General features: G+C 68.5%; 18 protein-coding genes. 12 read left to right on the top strand and 6 right to left on the bottom strand.

Annotated elements, in window-relative coordinates; all coding sequences use genetic code 11:
- The first annotated feature begins 77 nt into the window (after positions 1-77).
- A complete protein-coding gene (locus ASC70_RS18170) occupies positions 78-1,316 on the top strand; it encodes an ectonucleotide pyrophosphatase/phosphodiesterase (protein WP_056052914.1) in 1,239 nt (412 codons plus the stop codon).
- Here the strand turns inward: ASC70_RS18170 and ASC70_RS18165 are convergent.
- On the bottom strand, positions 1,313-1,891 hold the full coding sequence (locus ASC70_RS18165) for a class I SAM-dependent methyltransferase (RefSeq protein ID WP_255355039.1): 579 nt from the start codon (positions 1,889-1,891) through the stop codon (positions 1,313-1,315). The two genes, ASC70_RS18170 and ASC70_RS18165, sit on opposite strands and share 4 nt — an antisense overlap.
- Positions 1,892-2,052: 161 nt before the next feature.
- Here ASC70_RS18165 and ASC70_RS18160 point away from each other — a divergent pair, with 161 nt between their 5' ends.
- The 7 genes from ASC70_RS18160 (at position 2,053) to ASC70_RS18130 (ending at position 7,204) form a co-directional block, all read left to right on the top strand.
- Positions 2,053-2,751: a helix-turn-helix domain-containing protein gene (locus ASC70_RS18160; protein ID WP_056052700.1), complete on the top strand. Its 699-nt coding sequence runs from the start codon at positions 2,053-2,055 to the stop codon at positions 2,749-2,751.
- A 63-nt stretch (positions 2,752-2,814) separates the two neighbouring features.
- Positions 2,815-3,273, top strand: a complete 459-nt coding sequence (locus ASC70_RS18155; RefSeq protein ID WP_056052697.1) for a VOC family protein — start codon at positions 2,815-2,817, stop codon at positions 3,271-3,273.
- Positions 3,270-3,605, top strand: coding sequence for an MmcQ/YjbR family DNA-binding protein (locus tag ASC70_RS18150; RefSeq protein ID WP_056052696.1), 336 nt, complete (start codon positions 3,270-3,272; stop codon positions 3,603-3,605). Before ASC70_RS18155 ends, ASC70_RS18150 begins: the two co-directional genes overlap by 4 nt.
- Positions 3,602-3,943 carry a helix-turn-helix transcriptional regulator gene (locus tag ASC70_RS18145; RefSeq protein ID WP_056052693.1) on the top strand — a complete coding sequence of 114 codons (342 nt, stop codon included), beginning with the start codon at positions 3,602-3,604 and terminating at the stop codon, positions 3,941-3,943. The genes ASC70_RS18150 and ASC70_RS18145 overlap by 4 nt, the downstream gene beginning before the upstream one ends.
- Positions 3,940-4,434: an SRPBCC domain-containing protein gene (locus tag ASC70_RS18140; protein WP_056052688.1), complete on the top strand. Its 495-nt coding sequence runs from the start codon at positions 3,940-3,942 to the stop codon at positions 4,432-4,434. The genes ASC70_RS18145 and ASC70_RS18140 overlap by 4 nt, the downstream gene beginning before the upstream one ends.
- Positions 4,431-5,681, top strand: coding sequence for a TCR/Tet family MFS transporter (locus ASC70_RS18135; RefSeq protein ID WP_047413159.1), 1,251 nt, complete (start codon positions 4,431-4,433; stop codon positions 5,679-5,681). The genes ASC70_RS18140 and ASC70_RS18135 overlap by 4 nt, the downstream gene beginning before the upstream one ends.
- Before the next feature lie 92 nt (positions 5,682-5,773).
- Positions 5,774-7,204, top strand: a complete 1,431-nt coding sequence (locus tag ASC70_RS18130; protein WP_156396249.1) for a Do family serine endopeptidase — start codon at positions 5,774-5,776, stop codon at positions 7,202-7,204.
- On the opposite strand, the gene ASC70_RS18125 is transcribed toward ASC70_RS18130, so the two are convergent.
- Complete coding sequence (locus tag ASC70_RS18125; RefSeq protein WP_056052686.1) at positions 7,182-8,372, bottom strand: glycosyltransferase family 87 protein; 1,191 nt, start codon at positions 8,370-8,372, stop codon at positions 7,182-7,184. The genes ASC70_RS18130 and ASC70_RS18125 overlap by 23 nt on opposite strands.
- Positions 8,373-8,454: 82 nt before the next feature.
- On the opposite strand from ASC70_RS18125, the gene ASC70_RS18120 reads away from it, so the two are divergent.
- Positions 8,455-9,756 carry a replication-associated recombination protein A gene (locus ASC70_RS18120; protein WP_056052683.1) on the top strand — a complete coding sequence of 434 codons (1,302 nt, stop codon included), beginning with the start codon at positions 8,455-8,457 and terminating at the stop codon, positions 9,754-9,756.
- A 23-nt stretch (positions 9,757-9,779) separates the two neighbouring features.
- Here the strand turns inward: ASC70_RS18120 and ASC70_RS18115 are convergent, their stop codons facing one another.
- Complete coding sequence (locus ASC70_RS18115) at positions 9,780-10,076, bottom strand: hypothetical protein (RefSeq protein ID WP_235519445.1); 297 nt, start codon at positions 10,074-10,076, stop codon at positions 9,780-9,782.
- 191 nt (positions 10,077-10,267) lie between these two features.
- Entirely contained in the window at positions 10,268-11,542 is a 1,275-nt protein-coding gene (locus ASC70_RS18110; protein WP_056052678.1) for an aminotransferase class III-fold pyridoxal phosphate-dependent enzyme, read from the bottom strand.
- 82 nt (positions 11,543-11,624) lie between these two features.
- Here ASC70_RS18110 and ASC70_RS18105 point away from each other — a divergent pair, with 82 nt between their 5' ends.
- From ASC70_RS18105 to ASC70_RS18095, 3 genes are read left to right on the top strand one after another with little or no spacing between them, the layout of a single operon-like run.
- Positions 11,625-12,569, top strand: a complete 945-nt coding sequence (locus ASC70_RS18105; RefSeq protein ID WP_056052675.1) for a carbohydrate kinase family protein — start codon at positions 11,625-11,627, stop codon at positions 12,567-12,569.
- A complete protein-coding gene (locus ASC70_RS18100) occupies positions 12,569-13,222 on the top strand; it encodes a class II aldolase/adducin family protein (protein WP_082539780.1) in 654 nt (217 codons plus the stop codon). The genes ASC70_RS18105 and ASC70_RS18100 overlap by 1 nt, the downstream gene beginning before the upstream one ends.
- Entirely contained in the window at positions 13,219-14,403 is a 1,185-nt protein-coding gene (locus tag ASC70_RS18095; protein ID WP_056052672.1) for an MFS transporter, read from the top strand. Before ASC70_RS18100 ends, ASC70_RS18095 begins: the two co-directional genes overlap by 4 nt.
- Here ASC70_RS18095 and ASC70_RS18090 read toward each other — a convergent pair.
- A complete protein-coding gene (locus ASC70_RS18090; protein WP_082539779.1) occupies positions 14,348-15,058 on the bottom strand; it encodes a TetR/AcrR family transcriptional regulator in 711 nt (236 codons plus the stop codon). The two genes, ASC70_RS18095 and ASC70_RS18090, sit on opposite strands and share 56 nt — an antisense overlap.
- A 43-nt stretch (positions 15,059-15,101) precedes the next feature.
- A complete protein-coding gene (locus ASC70_RS18085) occupies positions 15,102-17,363 on the bottom strand; it encodes a TonB-dependent receptor (RefSeq protein ID WP_056052670.1) in 2,262 nt (753 codons plus the stop codon).
- Between the last annotated feature and the right edge of the window lie 235 nt (positions 17,364-17,598).

Below are 17,598 nucleotides of genomic sequence, written 5' to 3'. Positions count from 1 at the left end.
GGTCATGCGGCGCTGTCATACGCGTGCAACGTCGGGCCATGATCTGCTGGATCCGTTCCGCTTTCGACGAGTCGCCGATGATCGCCCGCCGCCTTTTGTCCCTGATCCTCGCCGCGGGCCTGGTGTTGGCGAGTGGCGCGGCCCTGGCGCGCGAGAAGACGCCGCACCTGACGATCCTGGTCTCGATCGACGGCTTCCGCGCCGACTATTTGGACCGCGGCGACACCCCGACCTTGAAGGCCCTGGCCGACGACGGCGCGCGCGGGGCCATGCGGCCCTCGTTCCCTAGCCTGACCTATCCGAACCATTACACCTTGGTCACCGGCAAGCGCCCGGACCGCCACGGCGTGGTCGGCAACGAAATGGAGGACGCGGTGATCGGCGGGCCCAAGTTCACGATGAACGGCCCGACCGCCAACGATCCGCGCTGGTGGAACCAGGCCAGGCCGTTCTGGGTCTCGGCCGAGCAGCAGGGCAAGCGGGCCGCGGCGATGTTCTGGCCGGGCTCGGAGACGGCGATCGACGGCGTGCGGCCGACCTATTGGATGAAGTATGACACCAAGTTCCCGTACGACGCTCGCGTCGATCAGATCCTGGCCTGGATGGATAGGGCCGACGGCCCGCCGCTAGCCTTCACCACCCTCTATTTCGACGCGGTCGACACCGAGGGCCATCACTATGGCCCGGAGTCGTCCGAGGTGCGCGCCGCCGCCGCGGAAATCGACCGCTCTCTCGCCCGGCTGGTTGAGGGTCTGAAGGCGCGCGGACGGTTCGAGGCTACCGACATCGTCATCGTCGCCGACCACGGCATGGCGCCGCTGCCGGCGGCGCACCGCGTGGTGCTGGACGACCTGATCAACGTCGCGAAGATCCACCTGGTCACCAAGGGCGCGGTGACCAGCTTCTCGCCCCAGCCGGGGCAGGCGAGGGCGGTCGAGACGGCGTTCCTGGCCAAGCCCTTGCCGCACATGACCTGCTGGAAGAAGGGCGCGATCCCGGCCCGCTTCCACTACGGCCGCAACAAGCGTGTGCCGGCCATCGTCTGCCTGTCCGAAACGGGCTGGTACACCACGACCGTCGAGGCCCGGAAGAAGCCCGGCAAGTGGGACAACAAGGACGGCGGGGCGCACGGCTTCGACCCGTACGATCCGAGAATGCGGGCCGTGTTCGTGGCCCACGGGCCGTCGTTCAAGCCCGGGGTCGTGCTGCCGGTGTTCGACAATGTCGACATCTATCCGCTGCTGGCCAAGATCACCGGCGTGAGGCCGGAGGTCGGGGATGGGTCGCTGAAGGTGGTGGGGCAGGCGCTGCGCTAGCCAACCTCCGCCCCATACAGCGAGATCGATCCGGTCGGCGTCGCGATCCGCCCGAGTTCGCTTACCGCCGACAGGCCGCACCGGCGCATCTCGCCCGGCAGGCCGCCCACGGCGTTGAACTCGGTGCGTTCGAAGCCGTCCACCGCCTGGACCACACGAAACAGCAGGCGCATCAGACCGCGCTGGCGGCCGTAGTCGGCGATCAGAAGCCGCGCGCCGGGCTTGGCCAGGCGAGCCATGGCCCGAAGGATCTCGCCCTTCACCGGCACGTCGCACTGGTGCAGCACCAGGCTGGAGATCACCGCGTCGGCTATGCTCTGGCCGATCAGGGCGTCGGCCTGGCCGCCGAGGGCCTGTACCCATTCGATCTCGACGCTTGCCCGTCGGGCCTTGGCGCGGGCGATCTCCAGGGCGGCCGGATCCGGGTCGACGCCAATCACCCGCGCGCCCGGACAGCGGGCCTTGATGGCGATGGCCTGGGAGCCGGTGCCGCAGCCGATGTCGACGATCAGCTCGCCCTCGCGGGGTTGCAGGGCCGCGAGCAGCATCGCCCGCCAGCGGCCTTCCCGCGCCACCTACGCCAGGACATGGTCGTAGAGCCCGGTCAGTTCGGGTCGGCCGAGGGCGGGTACGTATTGGGCTTGCTGGGTCATGCGAGGTCCTCCATGTCGAGGTTCTCTCGCTGATCCGCCGCCGGGTCTTGGATCGAACGCTTGCCGGGGAGGACTTCCACGCGATGCGCGATAGGGGATGGTCCGGGCGGCTGTGGCTCGGTCGCGACTGGTGGGGCTTCGAGGGCGCCAGCGGCGACTCGCGAACGCACGGCCATCTCTGCGCCCAGGTGGTGGCGGGGCTGAACGGGCCGGTGCGGGTCGAAACCGAGCAAGGTCTTGTCGAAGCGGCGGTCATCGCGATCGCGCCCGGCGTCCGCCATCGGCTTCTGGCCTCGGAGAGCCTGAGAGCCGTCTATCCGCGTCCGCTGGGCCGGCTGGCGCGGCGCTGGAACGTCGGCGGCTGGGCCACGCCCGTGGCGGCCGCGCCCACCGAATGGACGACGGTGCTGACCAGCGAGCGACTGGACGAGGCGCTCGACGCCGAGGCGGCCTTGGGCGAGGCGGAGACCATCGATCCACGCCTGCGGACCGTGCTCGACGCATTGGACGGCGATCTCGACCTTGCCGAGCTGGCTGGCCGGGTGGGCCTGTCGCCGGCGCGGCTGCGAGCTCTGGCCCTGGCCGAGTTGGCCGCGCCCCTGTCCCATTGGCGGCTGTGGCTGCGCCTGGAGACAGCGATGCTGAGCGTGCGGGCCGGCGAGAGCCTGGCGGCGGCGGCGGCCGAGGCCGGCTTCGTCGACCAGTCGCACCTCAATCGGGCCATGCGGCGGTTCTTCGGCGTCACGCCGCTGACGGCGCTCCAGCTGATGGGCGAGCGATAACGGCGGTTGCCAAGATAGTTTCGATATGCGTTAAATATTATCATAGAACGCAAGGAGGATCGCATGTCCGAACAACGCACCGGCCTGGTCTCGGCCGTCAGTTATCGCGATCCCAAGGCCGCCATCGCTTTTCTGGAGAAGGCATTCGGCTTCGAGCTGACCTTTCTGATCGAGGACGCCGAGGGCAATCTGGCCCACTCACAGATGAGCTATGCTGGTTCGACGATCATGATCGGCAACGAGTGGAGCGAGAACCACGCCAGCCCCGCCTCGCTGGCCGGCAAGACCACCCAGACCGTGCACATCTATATTCCCGGCGACGTCGACGCCCACTGCGCACGGGCCAAGGCGGCCGGGGCCGAGATCCTGATGGAACCGGCCAACCAGTTCTACGGCTCGCGCACCTATCGCTGCCGCGATCCGGAGCTGCACATCTGGACCGTCTCGGCCGACGTCGAGACCGTCTCGTTCGCCGAGATGGAAGCGCGCAGCGGCCTGAAGATCGCCGTCGGCGCCGAATGATCTCGCCGGAAGACTTCCGCCGCCTGGCGCTGTCGATGCCTCAGGCGATCGAAAGCTCGCACATGGGCACGGTCGATTTCCGGTGCGGCAAGATCTTCGCGACTCTGGGCAATCCCGACGCCGCTTGGGCGATGGTCAAGCTGGCGCCGGACCAGCAAGAGATGCGCGTGGCCGCCGAGCCGGGGGTTTTCGTCCCTGTGCCGGGCGGCTGGGGCAAGGGTGGGGCGACGCGTCTGCGTCTCTCGGCCTGTGACGAGGCCACGGCGCGCGGCGCGCTGATGGACGCCTGGCGCAATGTCGCGCCGAAGAAGTTGCTGGACGCCCAATCTTGAACGAGGCCCCCAGGCAAGCAGTGGATCGCACCTTGGCGGCCCTGGCCGATCCGCATCGGCGACGGACCGTCGACCTGCTGCGCGAACGGCCGCGCCGGGCGGGGGAGCTGGCCGAGAGCCTGGGCCTGACGCCGCCGGCCATGAGCCGCCACCTGAAGGCCCTGCGTCAGTCGGGGCTCGTCGAGGAGAGCCATCCCGAGTTCGACGCCCGGGTGCGCGTCTATCGCCTGCGGCCCGGTCCAATGGCCGAGCTGAAGGCCTGGCTGGAGGCGGCGGAGGACCATTGGGTCGATCAACTCTCGGCCTTGAAGGCGCACGTGGAGAGCAAGGACAAGTGAGTTCCAAGATCCTGGTCGCCTTGCGCATCGCCGCGCCGCCCGAGACGGTGTTCGACGCTTTCACCGACGATATCGCCCTGTGGTGGCGGCCCAATTCGCTGTTTTCGTTCACTCCGCGCTCGCCGGGTGTGATGGCCTTCGAGGACGGCCGGCTAGTCGAGCGCCTGCCCACGGGCAAGGTGTTCGAGGTGGGCCGGGTGCGGGCCTGGGAGCGCGGTGCGCGACTGGTGTTCGGCTGGCGCCAGGCGGCCTTCACGCCCGAGATGGACACCGAGGTCGAGGTCCGCTTCGAGGCGGTGGAGGAGGGGACCCGCGTCACCGTCGAGCACCGCGGCTGGGACAGTGTCCCGGCCCCGCACGTCGCGCGGCACGGTTTTCCGGATCACCTCTTCCTGCAGCGTCATGGCGAATGGTGGCGGACCTTGCTGGCGGGGCTTGCGGGTCGCGCCAACAGCATACAACTAGGGACGGCCGGGGAGAGAGACGCATGAACCAGACAATCACGGGCGGGCGCCGACAGGCGGCCCTGGGCTTCATCTTCGTCACGGCGATCATGGACGTCACCTCCCTGGGCGTGATGATCCCGGTCCTGCCCAACCTGGTGAAATCGTTCGGCGGCGGCGACACGGCCATGGCGGCGGACTGGAACATCCTGTTCGCCACCACCTGGGGCGTGATGCAGTTCTTCTGCTCGCCGGTCCTGGGGCTGATGTCCGATCGCTTCGGCCGCCGGCCAGTGATCCTGACCTCGATCTTCGGTCTGGGCGTCGATTTCCTGTTCATGGCCTTCGCGCCCAGCCTGTGGTGGCTGTTCGTCGGTCGGGTGTTCAACGGCATGACGGCGGCCAGCTTCTCGACCGCCAGCGCCTATATCGCCGACGTCACCACGCCGGAAAACCGGGCCAAGGGCTTTGGCCTGATGGGCGCGGCGTTCGGCGTCGGCTTCACCTTCGGCCCGGCCCTGGGCGGCTGGCTGTGGGAGTTCGACCATCGCGCGCCGTTCCTGGTCTGCGCGGCCCTGGCCCTGTGCAACTGGCTGTACGGCTTCTTCATCCTGCCCGAGTCCCTGCCGCCCGAGCGCCGCCAGCCACGCTTCGACTGGAAGAAGGCCAATCCGGTCGGTTCGCTGCAGCTGCTGCGCAAGCATCCCGGCCTGCTCGGCCTGGCTGGCGTCGGCTTCCTGTTCCAGCTGTCCCACAACGTGCTGCCCAGCGTCTTCGTACTGTACATGGGCTTCCGCTACGGCTGGACGCCCCAGACCATCGGCCTGACCCTGATGGCCAGCGGCATCTCGGGCATCATCGTCCAGGCCCTGATCGTCGGCCGGGTGGTCAAGGCCGTGGGCGAGCGCGGGGCGCTGCTGATCGGCCTGTTCTCGGGCTTCGCCGGCTTCATGATCTACGCCCTGGCCCCGACCGGCTTCCTCTATCTGTGCGGCCTGCCGATCTTCGCCCTGACCGGCCTGATCCAGCCGGGCCTACAAGGCCTGATGACTCGCCGCGTCCTGCCCAATGAGCAGGGCCAACTGCAGGGCGCCAACTCGGCCATGATGGGCATCGCCTCGATCCTCGGCCCGACGCTGTTCCTGATGCCGTTCGCCTTCGCCGTGCGTCACGACGCGACGCTGCACATGCCCGGTCTGCCGGTGCTGATCGCCGCGACGCTGATGCTGGCCGGGGGCTTTCTGGGCTACGCCAAGGCCCGGCCGCTGCCGACGCCGGAACCGCAGGCCGCCTGAGGACTTTCAGTCTCGCCGAAACCTCGACCTTTCGCCGCCTTAGACTCGCCCGAAAGCTCGGCTGAGTTCGCGGAGAACCGTTAGGAGCTTCCTTGAACGTCATGCGCCAACTTCGCGCCCTGCTGCCCGCCGTCGTTCTGCTGGCCGCCTGCTCGAACCCGACCGGCCAATCCCAGGCTCAGTCCATCCCGGACATGCCGCAGCCGACCCGCCGCGTCCCGGCCGACGCGGCCTCGATGAAGCTGTCGTTCTCGCCGGTGGTGAAGAAGGCCGCCCCGGCGGTCGTCAATGTCGCCAGCCGCCGGGTCGTGCAGCGCCGCGTGGATCCGTTCTGGGACTTCTTCATGGGCGGCGGCGGCAGCGGCGGCGCGCAGGTCCAGGGCTCGCTGGGCTCGGGCGCGATCGTTCGCGCCGACGGGGTGATCATCACCAACCACCACAATATCGACGGCATGAGCGACATCACCGTCCAGCTGGCCGATCGTCGCGAGTTCCCGGCCACCGTGCTGCTGGATGACCCGCGCGCCGACCTCGCGGTGCTGAAGATCGACACGAAGGGTGAGAAGCTGCCGGTCATGGCCATCGACGACCAGGACCGGATGGAGGTCGGCGACCTTGTCCTCGCCTTGGGCAATCCGTTCGGCGTCGGCCAGACCGTGACCAACGGCATCGTCTCGGCCCTGGCCCGCACCGACGTCGGGGCCGCCGACTTCGGCAGCTACATCCAGACCGACGCGGCCATCAATCCGGGCAACTCTGGCGGTCCGCTGGTCGACATGGACGGCGACCTGATCGGCATCAACACCTTCATCATCTCGCGCTCTGGTTCCTCGAGCGGGGTGGGTTTCGCCATCCCCGCCGCCGTGGTCCGCCAGGTCGTCGCCGCGGCCCTGGGCGGCGGCCACAGTGTCGTGCGGCCCTGGCTGGGCGTGAAGGGCCAGCCGGTCACCGGCGAGATCGCCAGGAGCCTGGGCATGACCGCGCCGCGCGGCGTGCTGGTCGCTCAGGTCTATCCCGGCTCCTCGGCCGACCGCGCGGGCCTCAAGGAAGGCGACGTCATCCTGTCGATCGATGGCCGCGCGGTGAATGACGAGGGCGGCGGCGCCTTCGCCATCGGCACCCACAAGGTCGGTGATCGAGTGCCGATGCAGATCCATCGCGGCGATCGCGAACAGACGATCACCGTCCGCGCCGAGGCCGCCCCGGACAGTCCGGCGCGCGACGAGCGTACGATCAAGGGGCGAAATCCGTTCGACGGCGCTACCGTAGTCAATCTCACGCCGGCCGTGGCCCAGGATCTGCACCTCGATCCTTTTGCTGGGCGCGGCGTCCTGGTGACGCAGATCGGCGAGGGCTTTGCTCTGAACGCGGGCTTGCGTCCGGGCGATTTCGTTCGCGAGGTCAACGGCCGAGCCGTCAACACGGTGGCCGAGCTGAACGCCGCCGTCGCCGGCCAGGGGCGCAACTGGACCGTGACGGTCGAGCGCCAGGGTCAGCGGATCACGGCGCGCTTTTCGACCTGAGGTCCCAGGCGGCGCGAACCAGCACGGCGAATAGGGCGGTCAGCACGATCGGGCCGATCGGGACGGTCTTGAAGCCGCCGGAGAGCAGGGCCAGCGGCAGGCCGTAGCCGGCCACGGCGACGACGCGCTCGCCCGGCCGCCAGCTCTGGTCCGACGACAGGCGCGCGGCGACCAGGGCGACGACGGCGGCCGAGACCATCGGCATGTCGTAGACGAAGGCGTAGGGCGTCGCCAGGAAGGTCCCGACCTGCACCGCCGCGGCGTCCAGCGCCGACGGGGCGTCGCGCTCGCGACCGTGATGGAACAACAGCACCAGGGCGATCACCGCCGTCGCGGCGCTGGCGCCCTGGACGACGCCAACAAGCGGCCCCGTGAGCCCCGCGCCGCGCAGGCCCTCCGTGATCGTCGGCATCAGCCAACCGACAGCCTCACGCTGGCTCTCCAGCGCCTGGGAAAAGGCGGGCAGGGCCTCGGCCCAAGCCCGCCAGGTCTCCAGGCCGTACAGCGAAAAGCTGAGACCGACCATGCCCGCCACCGTCAGGCAGACGGCGGCCAGGGTGCGCCAGCGGCGCCCGGCCAACAGGACGATCGGCAGCAGGGCGAAGAGCTGTGGCTTGAACGCCAGCAGGCCCAGCAACACGCCCGCCAGCCATGGCCTCCGCGCCATCAATCGGAAGCCGCCGATCAGCAGAGCCGCCGTCAGCAGCCCGTTCTGTCCCGATACGACGGCGAGGATCGTGGTCGGCGCCAAGATGGCCAGCCAAGGCGTGGGCGCGCGCCAGTCGCGCCCCGCGACGGCCAGGATGAAGCCGGCAAGGCCTAGCGTCGTCCAGACCGCGAGGGCCGGCAGGTAGCCCAGGGCGCCCAACGCTTGCAGGAACGGCAGCAGGATCGGCGGATAGACGCACGGATAGAAGGCGTCGAAGCCGGGCCGCAGGTCGTGCTGGAACGGCTGCAGCGTCGCGAAGTCGTAGATCTGGTGGGCCGGCAGCGCCTGAAGGAAGCGACCGAAGCTCCAGAACGCGTAAAAGTCCGAGAACGGCGGTTCGGCGACGGAGTGGGGCTTGGCCAGATAGATCGCCAGATAGATCAGCTGGTAGGCCGCCGACCCCGCCACCAACAGCTTCAGCCAGCGCGAGCCAACCCGCCCCTCGGTCCCCCCTGCCATCCGCCGTCCCCGTTGTTCCGTGCGCACTGTGCGAGCAAGGTGATAACGGGACTTGAACGGACCAGCCTGCTAGAAAAGCGTCATGTCCGATCTCTTCCAGGCCGCCGGCCTGACGCCCCACGCCCCGGCGCCTTTGGCTGACCGGCTGCGGCCCCAAAGCCTCGACGAGGTGGTGGGCCAGCAGCATCTGCTGGGCCCCGAAGGCCCCATTGGCCGTATGGCCGCGGCCCACCGTCTGGCCTCGATGATCCTGTGGGGCCCACCGGGCACCGGCAAGACCACGATCGCCCGCCTGCTGGCCAAGGCAGGTGGCTACGAGTTCCACCAGATCTCGGCGGTGTTCTCCGGCGTCGCCGATCTGAAGAAGGCTTTCGAACAGGCCCGCATGCGTCGGCAGGCCGGCCAGAGCACCCTGTTGTTCGTCGACGAGATCCACCGCTTCAACCGCGCCCAGCAGGACGGCTTTCTGCCGTTCGTGGAGGAGGGGATCGTCACTCTGGTCGGAGCCACGACCGAGAACCCGTCGTTCGAGCTGAACGGCGCTCTGCTATCGCGCTGTCAGGTGTTCGTGCTGAAGCGCCTGACCGAGGAGTCGCTGGAACAGCTTCTCCAGCGCGCCGAGGCCGCCGAGAACCGGCCACTGCCGATCGACGCTGACGCCCGCTCCACCTTGGTGGCCATGGCCGACGGCGACGGCCGCTACCTGTTGACCTTGGCCGAGACCCTGTTCTCGATCGGGACCGACAGCCCGTTGAACCCGACCCAACTGGGTCAGTTCCTGCAGAAGCGCCGCCCGGCCTACGACAAGGACCGCGAGGAGCACTACAACCTCATTTCCGCCCTGCACAAGTCGGTGCGCGGCAGCGATCCGGACGCGGCGCTCTACTGGCTGGCCCGGATGCTGGAGGGCGGCGAGGACCCGCTGTTCATCGCTCGTCGTCTGGTGCGCATGGCGTCCGAGGACATCGGCGCCGCCGACCCGCTGTCCCTGCTGCTGACCACCGCGGCCAAGGACGCCTACGATTTCCTGGGCTCGCCCGAAGGGGAACTGGCCCTGGCCCAGGCCGTGGTACACATGGCCAGCGCGCCCAAGTCGAACGCCGTCTACAACGCCTACAAGGCCGCGCGTCGGGCCGCCAAGGAGACCGGCAGCCTGATGCCGCCGGCCCACATCCTCAACGCCCCGACCAAGCTGATGAAGTCGCTCGGCTATGGCGACGGCTATGCCTACGACCACGACGTGGAGGGCGGCGTCTCGGGTCAAAACTACTTCCCGGAGGGCATGGAGCGGCGACGGTTCTACGAGCCGAAGCCCGTGGGCGCCGAGGCCAAGGTGCGCGAGCGGCTGGAGGCCTGGGGTAAGGTGCGGAAGGACGGGAAGTAGCGCCGCGGCGCCTCTGCGATCGTCTAGCGTTTGCGGAAGCGTTTGGCTTCGGCCTCGAGCTTGGACATCCAGGCTTCCGGTTCCGTGCTTTCCGCCTCGAAGGGCAGGCTTCCGGCCACGCCGCGGATCGCCAACCACAGCGGCGCGCCAAAGTGGCCCAAGACGCGCAGCGGTCGGCGCTTGTCGTCGGTCACGTCCCAGCCTTCGGCCTCGAACGCGATGACTTGCTGGGCCGGTGGCTGGTTTTCGACATCGTCCCAGCCGGGCGGTCGCGCCGCCGCCTCGGCCTCGTCCGCGGTTAGCCCGAGCAGGGCGCTCACGCAGGCGTTGATCTCCGGAAACTCGGCTCGGGCGTCGGGTTCGGCGAAGTCCCGCTTCAGGAGCGCCCGGTATTCCAGGTCCCTAACGCCGGGAAGGTCGATCAGGCGCCGTAGCGCGACAGGCTTGCTCGTCATGCATCCGGCGTAGCGCGTACTGGCCCGGGCCGATAGTGAGTTCAGGACAGGCGCCGTCAGTCCACCAGCGAGTGCATGAACTCCAGCTTGGCCACGGGCTCGAGCGGACCAGCGGCCTTCAGCAGCTTGAAGGCGTCGTCGGCGGCCTCGACCGCGTGATCGATATCGCCGTCGGTCATCGCCGTGGTGATGAACATGTTGTGCCACGGGTGGAAGTAGACGCCGCGCTTCAGCAGGGCGTTGTTCCAGAAATAGCCCTTGGCGCCGGTCGGATCGTCATCGACCATGATCAGCGGCAGCTGGGCCGGCCCGGTCTGGCGCAAGCCGACGCCATGACGGCCGGCGACCTCGTCGAGGCCAGTGCGCAGGCGTTCGCCGAGCGCGATGGTGCGCTCCAGATAGTCGGTCTCCCGGATCAGCTTCAGTGTCGCGAGCGAGGCGGCCATGGGCGCGGCCGAGAACCAGAACGAGCCGGTGGCGTAGATGGTGGCGGCCGCGAAGCGGGCGACATCGGCGCCGAGCAGGGCCGAGATCGGATGGCCATTGGCGATCGCCTTGCCCCAGGTCGACATGTCTGGCTTGACCCCGACCAGCGACCAGCTGCAGTCGCGAGCCAGGCGGAAGCCGGCGCGAACGTCGTCGACGATCAGCAGCGCGCCGTGCTCGTCGCACAGCTGCCGCGCCCGGCGGGCGTATTCAGGGTCGGGCAGTTCCTGGTCGATGAAGGCGTCGTGCTTGATCGGCGCGGCGAAGATCGCGGCCAGGTCCGAGCCGGCCTCGCGCACGGCGGCCTCCAGGCTCTCGACGTCGTTGTACGTGTAGAACACCTGATTGGCGCGGTCGGCGGGGGTCGTGCCGTTCTTCAGCGGGGTGCACCAGGGCGCGGCCCCGTGATAGGCGCCCTTGGCCAGGACGATGGTCTTCTTCTGGGTGAAGTTCCGGGCGATCATCATCGCCATGGTCGTGGCGTCGGTGCCGTTCTTGCAGAACATCGCCCAGTCGGCGTGGGAAACCTGGGTGGTGAGGGCCTCGGCCAGTTCGACCATGGCCTGGCCGGGGCCAGTCATGGTGTCGCCCTGCTTCATCCGCTCGACGTAGGCCTGGTCGATCGCCGCGTGGCCGTAGCCGAACAGGTTGGGGCCGTAGCCGCACATGAAATCGATGTAGCGGTTGCCGTCGACGTCCCACAGATAGGCCCCTTGGGCGCGGTCGAAGAATTGCGGATAGTCGTCGGGCAGCAGCATGACCGACTGGTGGCCGTACATGCCGTTGGGGATCACGGCCATGGCGCGCTCGCGCAGCGCGGTGTCCTTGCTGTTGGTCCAGGTCATGTCCGGCGCTCCGCCATAAGATAGTTTTGACTATCATAATGGCTCGGGCATAGTGACTGTCAATGTATTGGGAGAAGCGGCGATGAAGACCGGCTTGGCGTGCATTGGCCTGACGACCTTGGACGTGGTGGCGCGCACGATCGACGCGCTGCCGGAGGGCGAGGGGACGACCCTGATCGAAGGCATCGCCTGCGCGCCGGCGGGGACGGCGGCGGGGGCCGCCCTGATCGCCGCCAAGCTGGGCATGAGCGTCAAGCTAGCCTCGGCGGTCGGCGACGACCTGATCGGGCGCTTCATTCGTTTGGCCTTGGACGAGGCCGGGGTCGACCTCTCCGCGCTGGAGACCCTGCCGGGTCTGCCCAGCTCCACCACCGTTCTGGCGGTGGATTCGGCGGGCCGGCGCCCGAATTTCCACGCTCTGGGAGCGGGCATGCTGGCGGCGGCCACGCCCGCCGCGCTGGAGGCCGCCAAGTCGGTCGGCTTCCTGCACTATGGCGGGATCGGCGGGCCGCGCCTGGACGGCGGGGCGGGCGCGGAACTGGTCAAGGCGGCGCGCGATGCGGGGGCGATCGTGACCTGCGACCTGATCTCGCCCCAGGCCTCGGCCCTGGACGAGCTGAAGCGGCTGCTGCCCTTCGTCGACTACTTCATGCCCAGCGCCGCCGAGGCCGCGTTCCTGACAGGCCAGGATGACCTCGTCGCGGCCGCCGATTTCTTTCGTGAGCTGGGCGCCGGCGGCTGCATCATCAAGAATGGCAGGCAAGGCTCGCTCGTGGTGCTGGACGGCGTCCGGACCACCTTGCCGGCCTATGTGATCACGCCGGTCGACACGACCAGCTGCGGCGACTCCTACTGCGCCGGATTTATTGCCGCGCTCGACCGTGGATGGCCGCCGCTAGAGGCGGCCCGCTTCGCGACGGCGACAGCGGCCTTGGTCGCCCAGGGGTTGGCTACCCTCGGCAAGCTCGAAAGCTTCGAGGCCACCGAGGCCGCGATGCGCCAGATGACCTTGGGGGAGGCCGCCTGATGGCCGCGCCGATGGACGAAGGCGCGCTGCGTCAACGCATGGCCGAGGTGATGCGGGCCATGGACGAGCGGGGGCTCAATCGCGGCACGTCCGGCAATGTCTCCGCGCGGTGCGGCGAGGCGATGCTGGTGACGCCCAGCGGCGTGCCGGCCTCGCGCCTGACCGCCGAGCAGATGGTGCTGATCCAGCCTGACGGCTCGACGGCGCCTGGCGCGCTGAAGCCGTCCAGCGAGTGGCGGATGCACCAGGGCCTGCTGGACCGCCGGCCCGATGTCGGGGCGGTCGTCCACTGCCACTCGCGCCACGCCACCATCCTGGCCTGCGCCAACAAGCCGATCCCGGCGGTGCACTACATGGTGGCCGTCAGCGGCGGGACCAGCGTGCCGGTCGCGCCCTACGCCACCTTCGGCTCGGAGGAACTGGCCGAAGCGGTGGTCCAGACGCTGGACGGCCGCTACGCCGCCCTGATGGCCAATCACGGCCAGATCGTCGCCGCGCCCAACCTGGACTTCGCCCTGGCCATCGCCGAGGAGATCGAGGAGCAGGCGGCGGTCTATTGGGGAACCCTCGCCATCGGCGGCCCGACCCTGCTGGCGGAGGAGGAGATGCAGGTGATCCTCCAGCGCTTCAAATCCTATGGGCAGGGTCGATGAGCATTTCCGAAGCCGTCGTCGACGTGCCGGCCCCCGTCCTGTCGCCGCCGAGGCGCGAAGCCGCGATCAGCCAGGGCGTCGGCGTCGTGGCCCTGCTGATCGCCGGGCTGCAGCCGGTGATCCTGGGGGCGCTGGAGCGGGAAGGGCGGCTCAGCACGGCCCAGATTGGTCTGGCGGCGACGGTCGAGCTGATGGCGATCGGCGTGGCCTGCGGTGTGGCGGCGGCCTTCCTCAAGCCCGCCAACATCCGGCTGAAGATGATGCTGGCTTGCTTGCTGCACGCCGGGGCGATGCTGCTGACCACCCTGACCAGCGGGACCGGCGTGATCGTCGCGCGTGGCGCGGCGGGCGCGTGCGCCGGGGTGATGCTGTGGCTGGCGATCGGGGTCATCGCGCGATCGTCGCGTCCGGAGCGGGCCGCGGGGGTCTTTGTTACGGTCCAGACCCTGGCCCAGCTCGTGCTCGCCGCCGCTCTACCGGCTCTGGTCATGGGGCGCTGGGGTGTCAATGGCGCCCTGACCTGCCTTGCGGCCATCTCCATGCTGGCCGCTCTGGCGGCCCTGGCGGGCCCCGACAGCTTCGCCGCCTTGCCCAAGTCCGTGGACGGCGGACGACTGGATGCGCGCTCGCTGGCCGGGCTGGCCGCGGTGTTCCTCTACATGGCCTTCATCGTCGCCCTCTGGGTATATCTGGAGCCGCTGGCGGCCCAGGCCGGGCTCTCGTCGCGCGAGGCCGGGATGGCCATCGCCCTTGCGCTGGGGCTGCAGGTGCTAGGCGGGACGGCCGCCACCTTGGTCGGGGACCGCGCGCCGCCGAGTGGGATGCTGATCGGGATCGGCGCGATCAACGCCGTCATTCTCACCGTGCTGTGGAGCGGGCCAGGGCGTGGCCTGTTCATCGCCTGCGTCGCGGTGTTCGGCTTCCTGTGGCTGTTCGCCCTGCCGTTCCAGACCCTGCTGCTGATCCGGATCGATCCGACCCGGCGAGCGGCCATGCAACTGGGGGCGGCCCAGCTGCTGGGCAGCAGCGCCGGGCCGCTGGCCGCGTCCCTGGTGGTGGGAGAAGGCCCCGTGCGGCGGGCTCTTGCTCTGTCAGGCGTCTGCCTGGCGCTGGCCCTGGGCCTGATCAGCGTGCTCGCGTCAAGGCGTCCGGCCGCGTCAGGTGCTGGTAGTACAGGCTGACCATCCAGCAGATCTCTTCGTTGATCTTGTCCTCGTCCTGATCCGGCTCTTCCAGGACCATCTCGGTGGCGGCGTACATCATCTGGGTCGTCAGGCGCGTGGCGGTGTGTAGCCGATCCTCGCTGGCGGCGGGGTTGGCCGCCTTCAGAATGTCGAACAGCGTCTGGGCGACCATGTCACGCGAGGTGGTGCGCACTTCCTGCAACACGGGCAACGCCCGCAGCGCGCGCAAGATCCAGTCGCCGCCGGGAAAGGCCCGGGTGATGGCGTTGATCTGCTTCTGCAGGTCGCGGTTCTTGGCGACCGATTCCTCGATCGACGAGGCCTCGGTCCCGCCAGCCGCGAGCCAGGCCAGCACCACCTTGTCCTGGGCGTCCATCAGGCGATGGGCCAGCTCCTTCAGCAGGGCGTACTTGTTGGGGAAATAGCGATAGAGGGCCGGTGGAGTCAGGCCGGCCCGCTCGCAGACCAGGTTCGTCGTCAGGCGCTCGAAGCCCACCTCGGCCAGCAACTCGCCGGCGGTGGTCAGGATCACCTCGAACGTGTCCTTGCCGCGCCGGCGCGACGGCCGCGACTTGGTGTCGAGCGAAGGCGTTCGGGTCTTGGTGGGGGCCGTCTTGGTGACAGGGGTCTTGGCGGCGGTGCTTCTGGCCATGGGATCCTGATAGCAAGATTGCCCGCCGCCGACCAATCGCGCCCTAGTAGTGGTATCGCAGGAAGGCTCCGAGGCTGCGCGGCCGGTTCATGCTCAGCAGGTCCTCGCCCAAGCTGTCGATGTTCGAGATCGACACGACATAGGTCTTGTCGAACAGGTTGCGGGCGAAGGCGCCGACCTCGATCTTCTGGTCGGGCGAGCGCCAGCTGACCTGGGCGCCGGCGATCCACACCGCGCCCTGTGACAGCCGCTCGGCGTTCGAATTGTCGAAATAGACCTTCGACGAATAGTTGGCGTCGATATTGGCGACGATCGACGAACCGTTAGCCAATGGGGCCACGTAGGTGGCCGCCGTGTTGAACGTCACCTTCGGCGACTGCGGCAGCCGGTTGCCGGTGAAGTCCTGACCTTCGCTGAAATACTCGCCGTACTTGGCGTGCAGCAGCGAGACGCCGGCCGTCAGGGTCAGGGGCTGGATCGGCCGCGCGGTGATCTCGGCCTCGCCGCCGTAGACCTTGGAGTTGGCGGCGTTGTCGAGGACCAGAACGGTCAAGCCGTTGCGCAGCGCCTGGGCGAAGACCTGCTGGTTCTTGTAGTCGTAGTAGAAGCCCGACACGTTCAGCCGCACGCGGCGGTCCAGGAACTCGGACTTCAGGCCGACTTCGTAGGCGTCGAGGGTTTCATTGTCATAGGGCTCGACCTCCTCGGGCGTTGTGGCCAGGCCGCCGAAGAAGCCGCCGCTCTTATAGCCGCGGTTGTAGGTGGCGTAGACGTTGGCGTCGTCGCTCACCTGATAGCGCAGGCCGAGGCGTCCCGAGAACGCCGAGAAGGTCTTCTTCTGGTCCGAGGTGAGCAGAACGATCAGCCCGTCCTCTATCTGGCTCTGGTAGTTCATGTGCTTGTCGTCGGCCGACCAGCGCAGGCCGACCGTGCCCGTCAGCTTGTCGGTCAGCTTGTAGTCGGCCTGGCCGAAGACGGCGTAACCCTTGGTCTTCTGGGTGTAGGGCCAGCCGAACACCGCGACGCTGTTCTCCGGGCTGAGGCCGGTGGGATTGTCGGGCGCGATGAACAGCGGGCGCAGGTCGCGCAGGGTGTCCTGGCGGGTGTTGTCCTCGACCGTCTCGTCCATGAAGTAGCCGCCAATCAGCCAATTCAGGCGGCTCGACGGATTGTCGGACTGCAGGCGCAGTTCCTGGGTGAACTGCTGCTGGCGCGAGCGGTAGTTGATCTCCAGCATCTGCGCCGGACTGCCGTCGGTGTTCTCCAGGTCGTTGCGATGGGCCCACTGCCAAGCGGTGACGGAGACCAGCTGCAGGTTGTTGAACGACCAGGTCGCCTGAGCCGAGGCGCCAAACAGGTCGACCTTGTCCTTGCCTTCCAGATTGGCGTCGATGGCGCGCGGGTTGCCGTCGGTGTCGGCATAGCCCAGCAGGTCCGTGCACGCGCCGCTGGCGTAGGCGTTGGGAGCACACAGCCCATCGGGTCCCGTCGCGGCGGCCGTGGCGGGGAACAGGGCGCGGTGTTGTGGGGCGATGGCGTCGCCCCGGTTCACATAGCGATTGACCTGGGCCAGCAGCTCGAAATCGTCGGACGGGGTGTACAGCAGCGACAGTCGGCCGGCCCAATGGTCGGCGGCGTTGACGTCGTTCCCGGTCACCCGGTTGTAGGTATAGCCGTCATCCTTGACCCATTGGCCGGCGGCGCGGAAGGCCAGCTTGTCGGCGACGATCGGGCCGCCGACAGCCGCCTCGGCCGTGACGGCGTTGAAGGTGGCGTATTCCAGCGAAGCGTCCGCGGTGAAGGTCTGGCTAGGCCGCTTGGTGGTGATGTTGATCGCGCCGCCGTTGGTGTTGCGGCCGTAAAGCGTGCCCTGCGGTCCGCGCAGCACCTCGACCTGGGCCAGATCGAAGAAGCCGGCCATCTGGGCCAGGGGCGAGCCGATATAGACGCCGTCGACATAGACGCCGACACCGCTGGACGCATTGGGATTGAAGTCGCTGAGGCCCACGCCGCGGATGTAGATCTTGGGATTGGCCGCCGCGTCGTTGGCGCTGATCCGCATGCCCGGCGCCATGTTGTTCAGGGCCAGCACATTGTTGACGCCGCGCGCCGAGAGGGCGTCGGCGGTCAGGGCGGTGACCGAGACCGGCACGTCCTGCAAGTTCTCCGCGCGCTTCTGGGCGGTGACGACGATCTCCTCGATCGTCGCGCTATCCTGGGCGGTCGGCCGCGTCGGCGTCTGGGCCGCGGCGACACCGGCTGAAAGCGCCAGCGCGGCGCATCCCATGAACATAGGCGCCTTCATATCGCACTCCCCTAAGTCCAGCACTTCGACCGGTCGGCCACATTACGATAATAAAAACTATCTCAATGCAAGGGCGCGGACGCAAGCGGCGAGCGACGACGCCACGACGAAGCGGTGCTCGGCGCCTGTGTTGGAGGCGGGTCTGATACGACGATGGCGCGTCAGTCAGGTCCTGAAGCCGAGGCGCGCTGTAAACAAAACGCGCCGCCCCTGGGAGGAGGAGCGGCGCGAGGTT

This window comes from Caulobacter sp. Root343, from assembly GCF_001425745.1.
Taxonomy (GTDB): domain Bacteria; phylum Pseudomonadota; class Alphaproteobacteria; order Caulobacterales; family Caulobacteraceae; genus Caulobacter.
The sequence above is the reverse complement of the archived record's forward strand: the minus strand, read 5'-3'. Positions and strand labels throughout refer to the sequence as shown.

Coding starts and splice junctions, on each gene's coding strand:
- ASC70_RS18170 (WP_056052914.1), top strand. CDS start 78: ATGATCGCCCGCCGCCTTTTGTCCCTGATCCTCGCCGCGGGCCTGGTG.
- ASC70_RS18160 (WP_056052700.1), top strand. CDS start 2,053: ATGCGCGATAGGGGATGGTCCGGGCGGCTGTGGCTCGGTCGCGACTGG.
- ASC70_RS18155 (WP_056052697.1), top strand. CDS start 2,815: ATGTCCGAACAACGCACCGGCCTGGTCTCGGCCGTCAGTTATCGCGAT.
- ASC70_RS18150 (WP_056052696.1), top strand. CDS start 3,270: ATGATCTCGCCGGAAGACTTCCGCCGCCTGGCGCTGTCGATGCCTCAG.
- ASC70_RS18135 (WP_047413159.1), top strand. CDS start 4,431: ATGAACCAGACAATCACGGGCGGGCGCCGACAGGCGGCCCTGGGCTTC.
- ASC70_RS18125 (WP_056052686.1), bottom strand. CDS start 8,372: ATGGCAGGGGGGACCGAGGGGCGGGTTGGCTCGCGCTGGCTGAAGCTG.
- ASC70_RS18120 (WP_056052683.1), top strand. CDS start 8,455: ATGTCCGATCTCTTCCAGGCCGCCGGCCTGACGCCCCACGCCCCGGCG.
- ASC70_RS18110 (WP_056052678.1), bottom strand. CDS start 11,542: ATGACCTGGACCAACAGCAAGGACACCGCGCTGCGCGAGCGCGCCATG.
- ASC70_RS18105 (WP_056052675.1), top strand. CDS start 11,625: ATGAAGACCGGCTTGGCGTGCATTGGCCTGACGACCTTGGACGTGGTG.
- ASC70_RS18100 (WP_082539780.1), top strand. CDS start 12,569: ATGGCCGCGCCGATGGACGAAGGCGCGCTGCGTCAACGCATGGCCGAG.
- ASC70_RS18095 (WP_056052672.1), top strand. CDS start 13,219: ATGAGCATTTCCGAAGCCGTCGTCGACGTGCCGGCCCCCGTCCTGTCG.
- ASC70_RS18090 (WP_082539779.1), bottom strand. CDS start 15,058: ATGGCCAGAAGCACCGCCGCCAAGACCCCTGTCACCAAGACGGCCCCC.
- ASC70_RS18085 (WP_056052670.1), bottom strand. CDS start 17,363: ATGAAGGCGCCTATGTTCATGGGATGCGCCGCGCTGGCGCTTTCAGCC.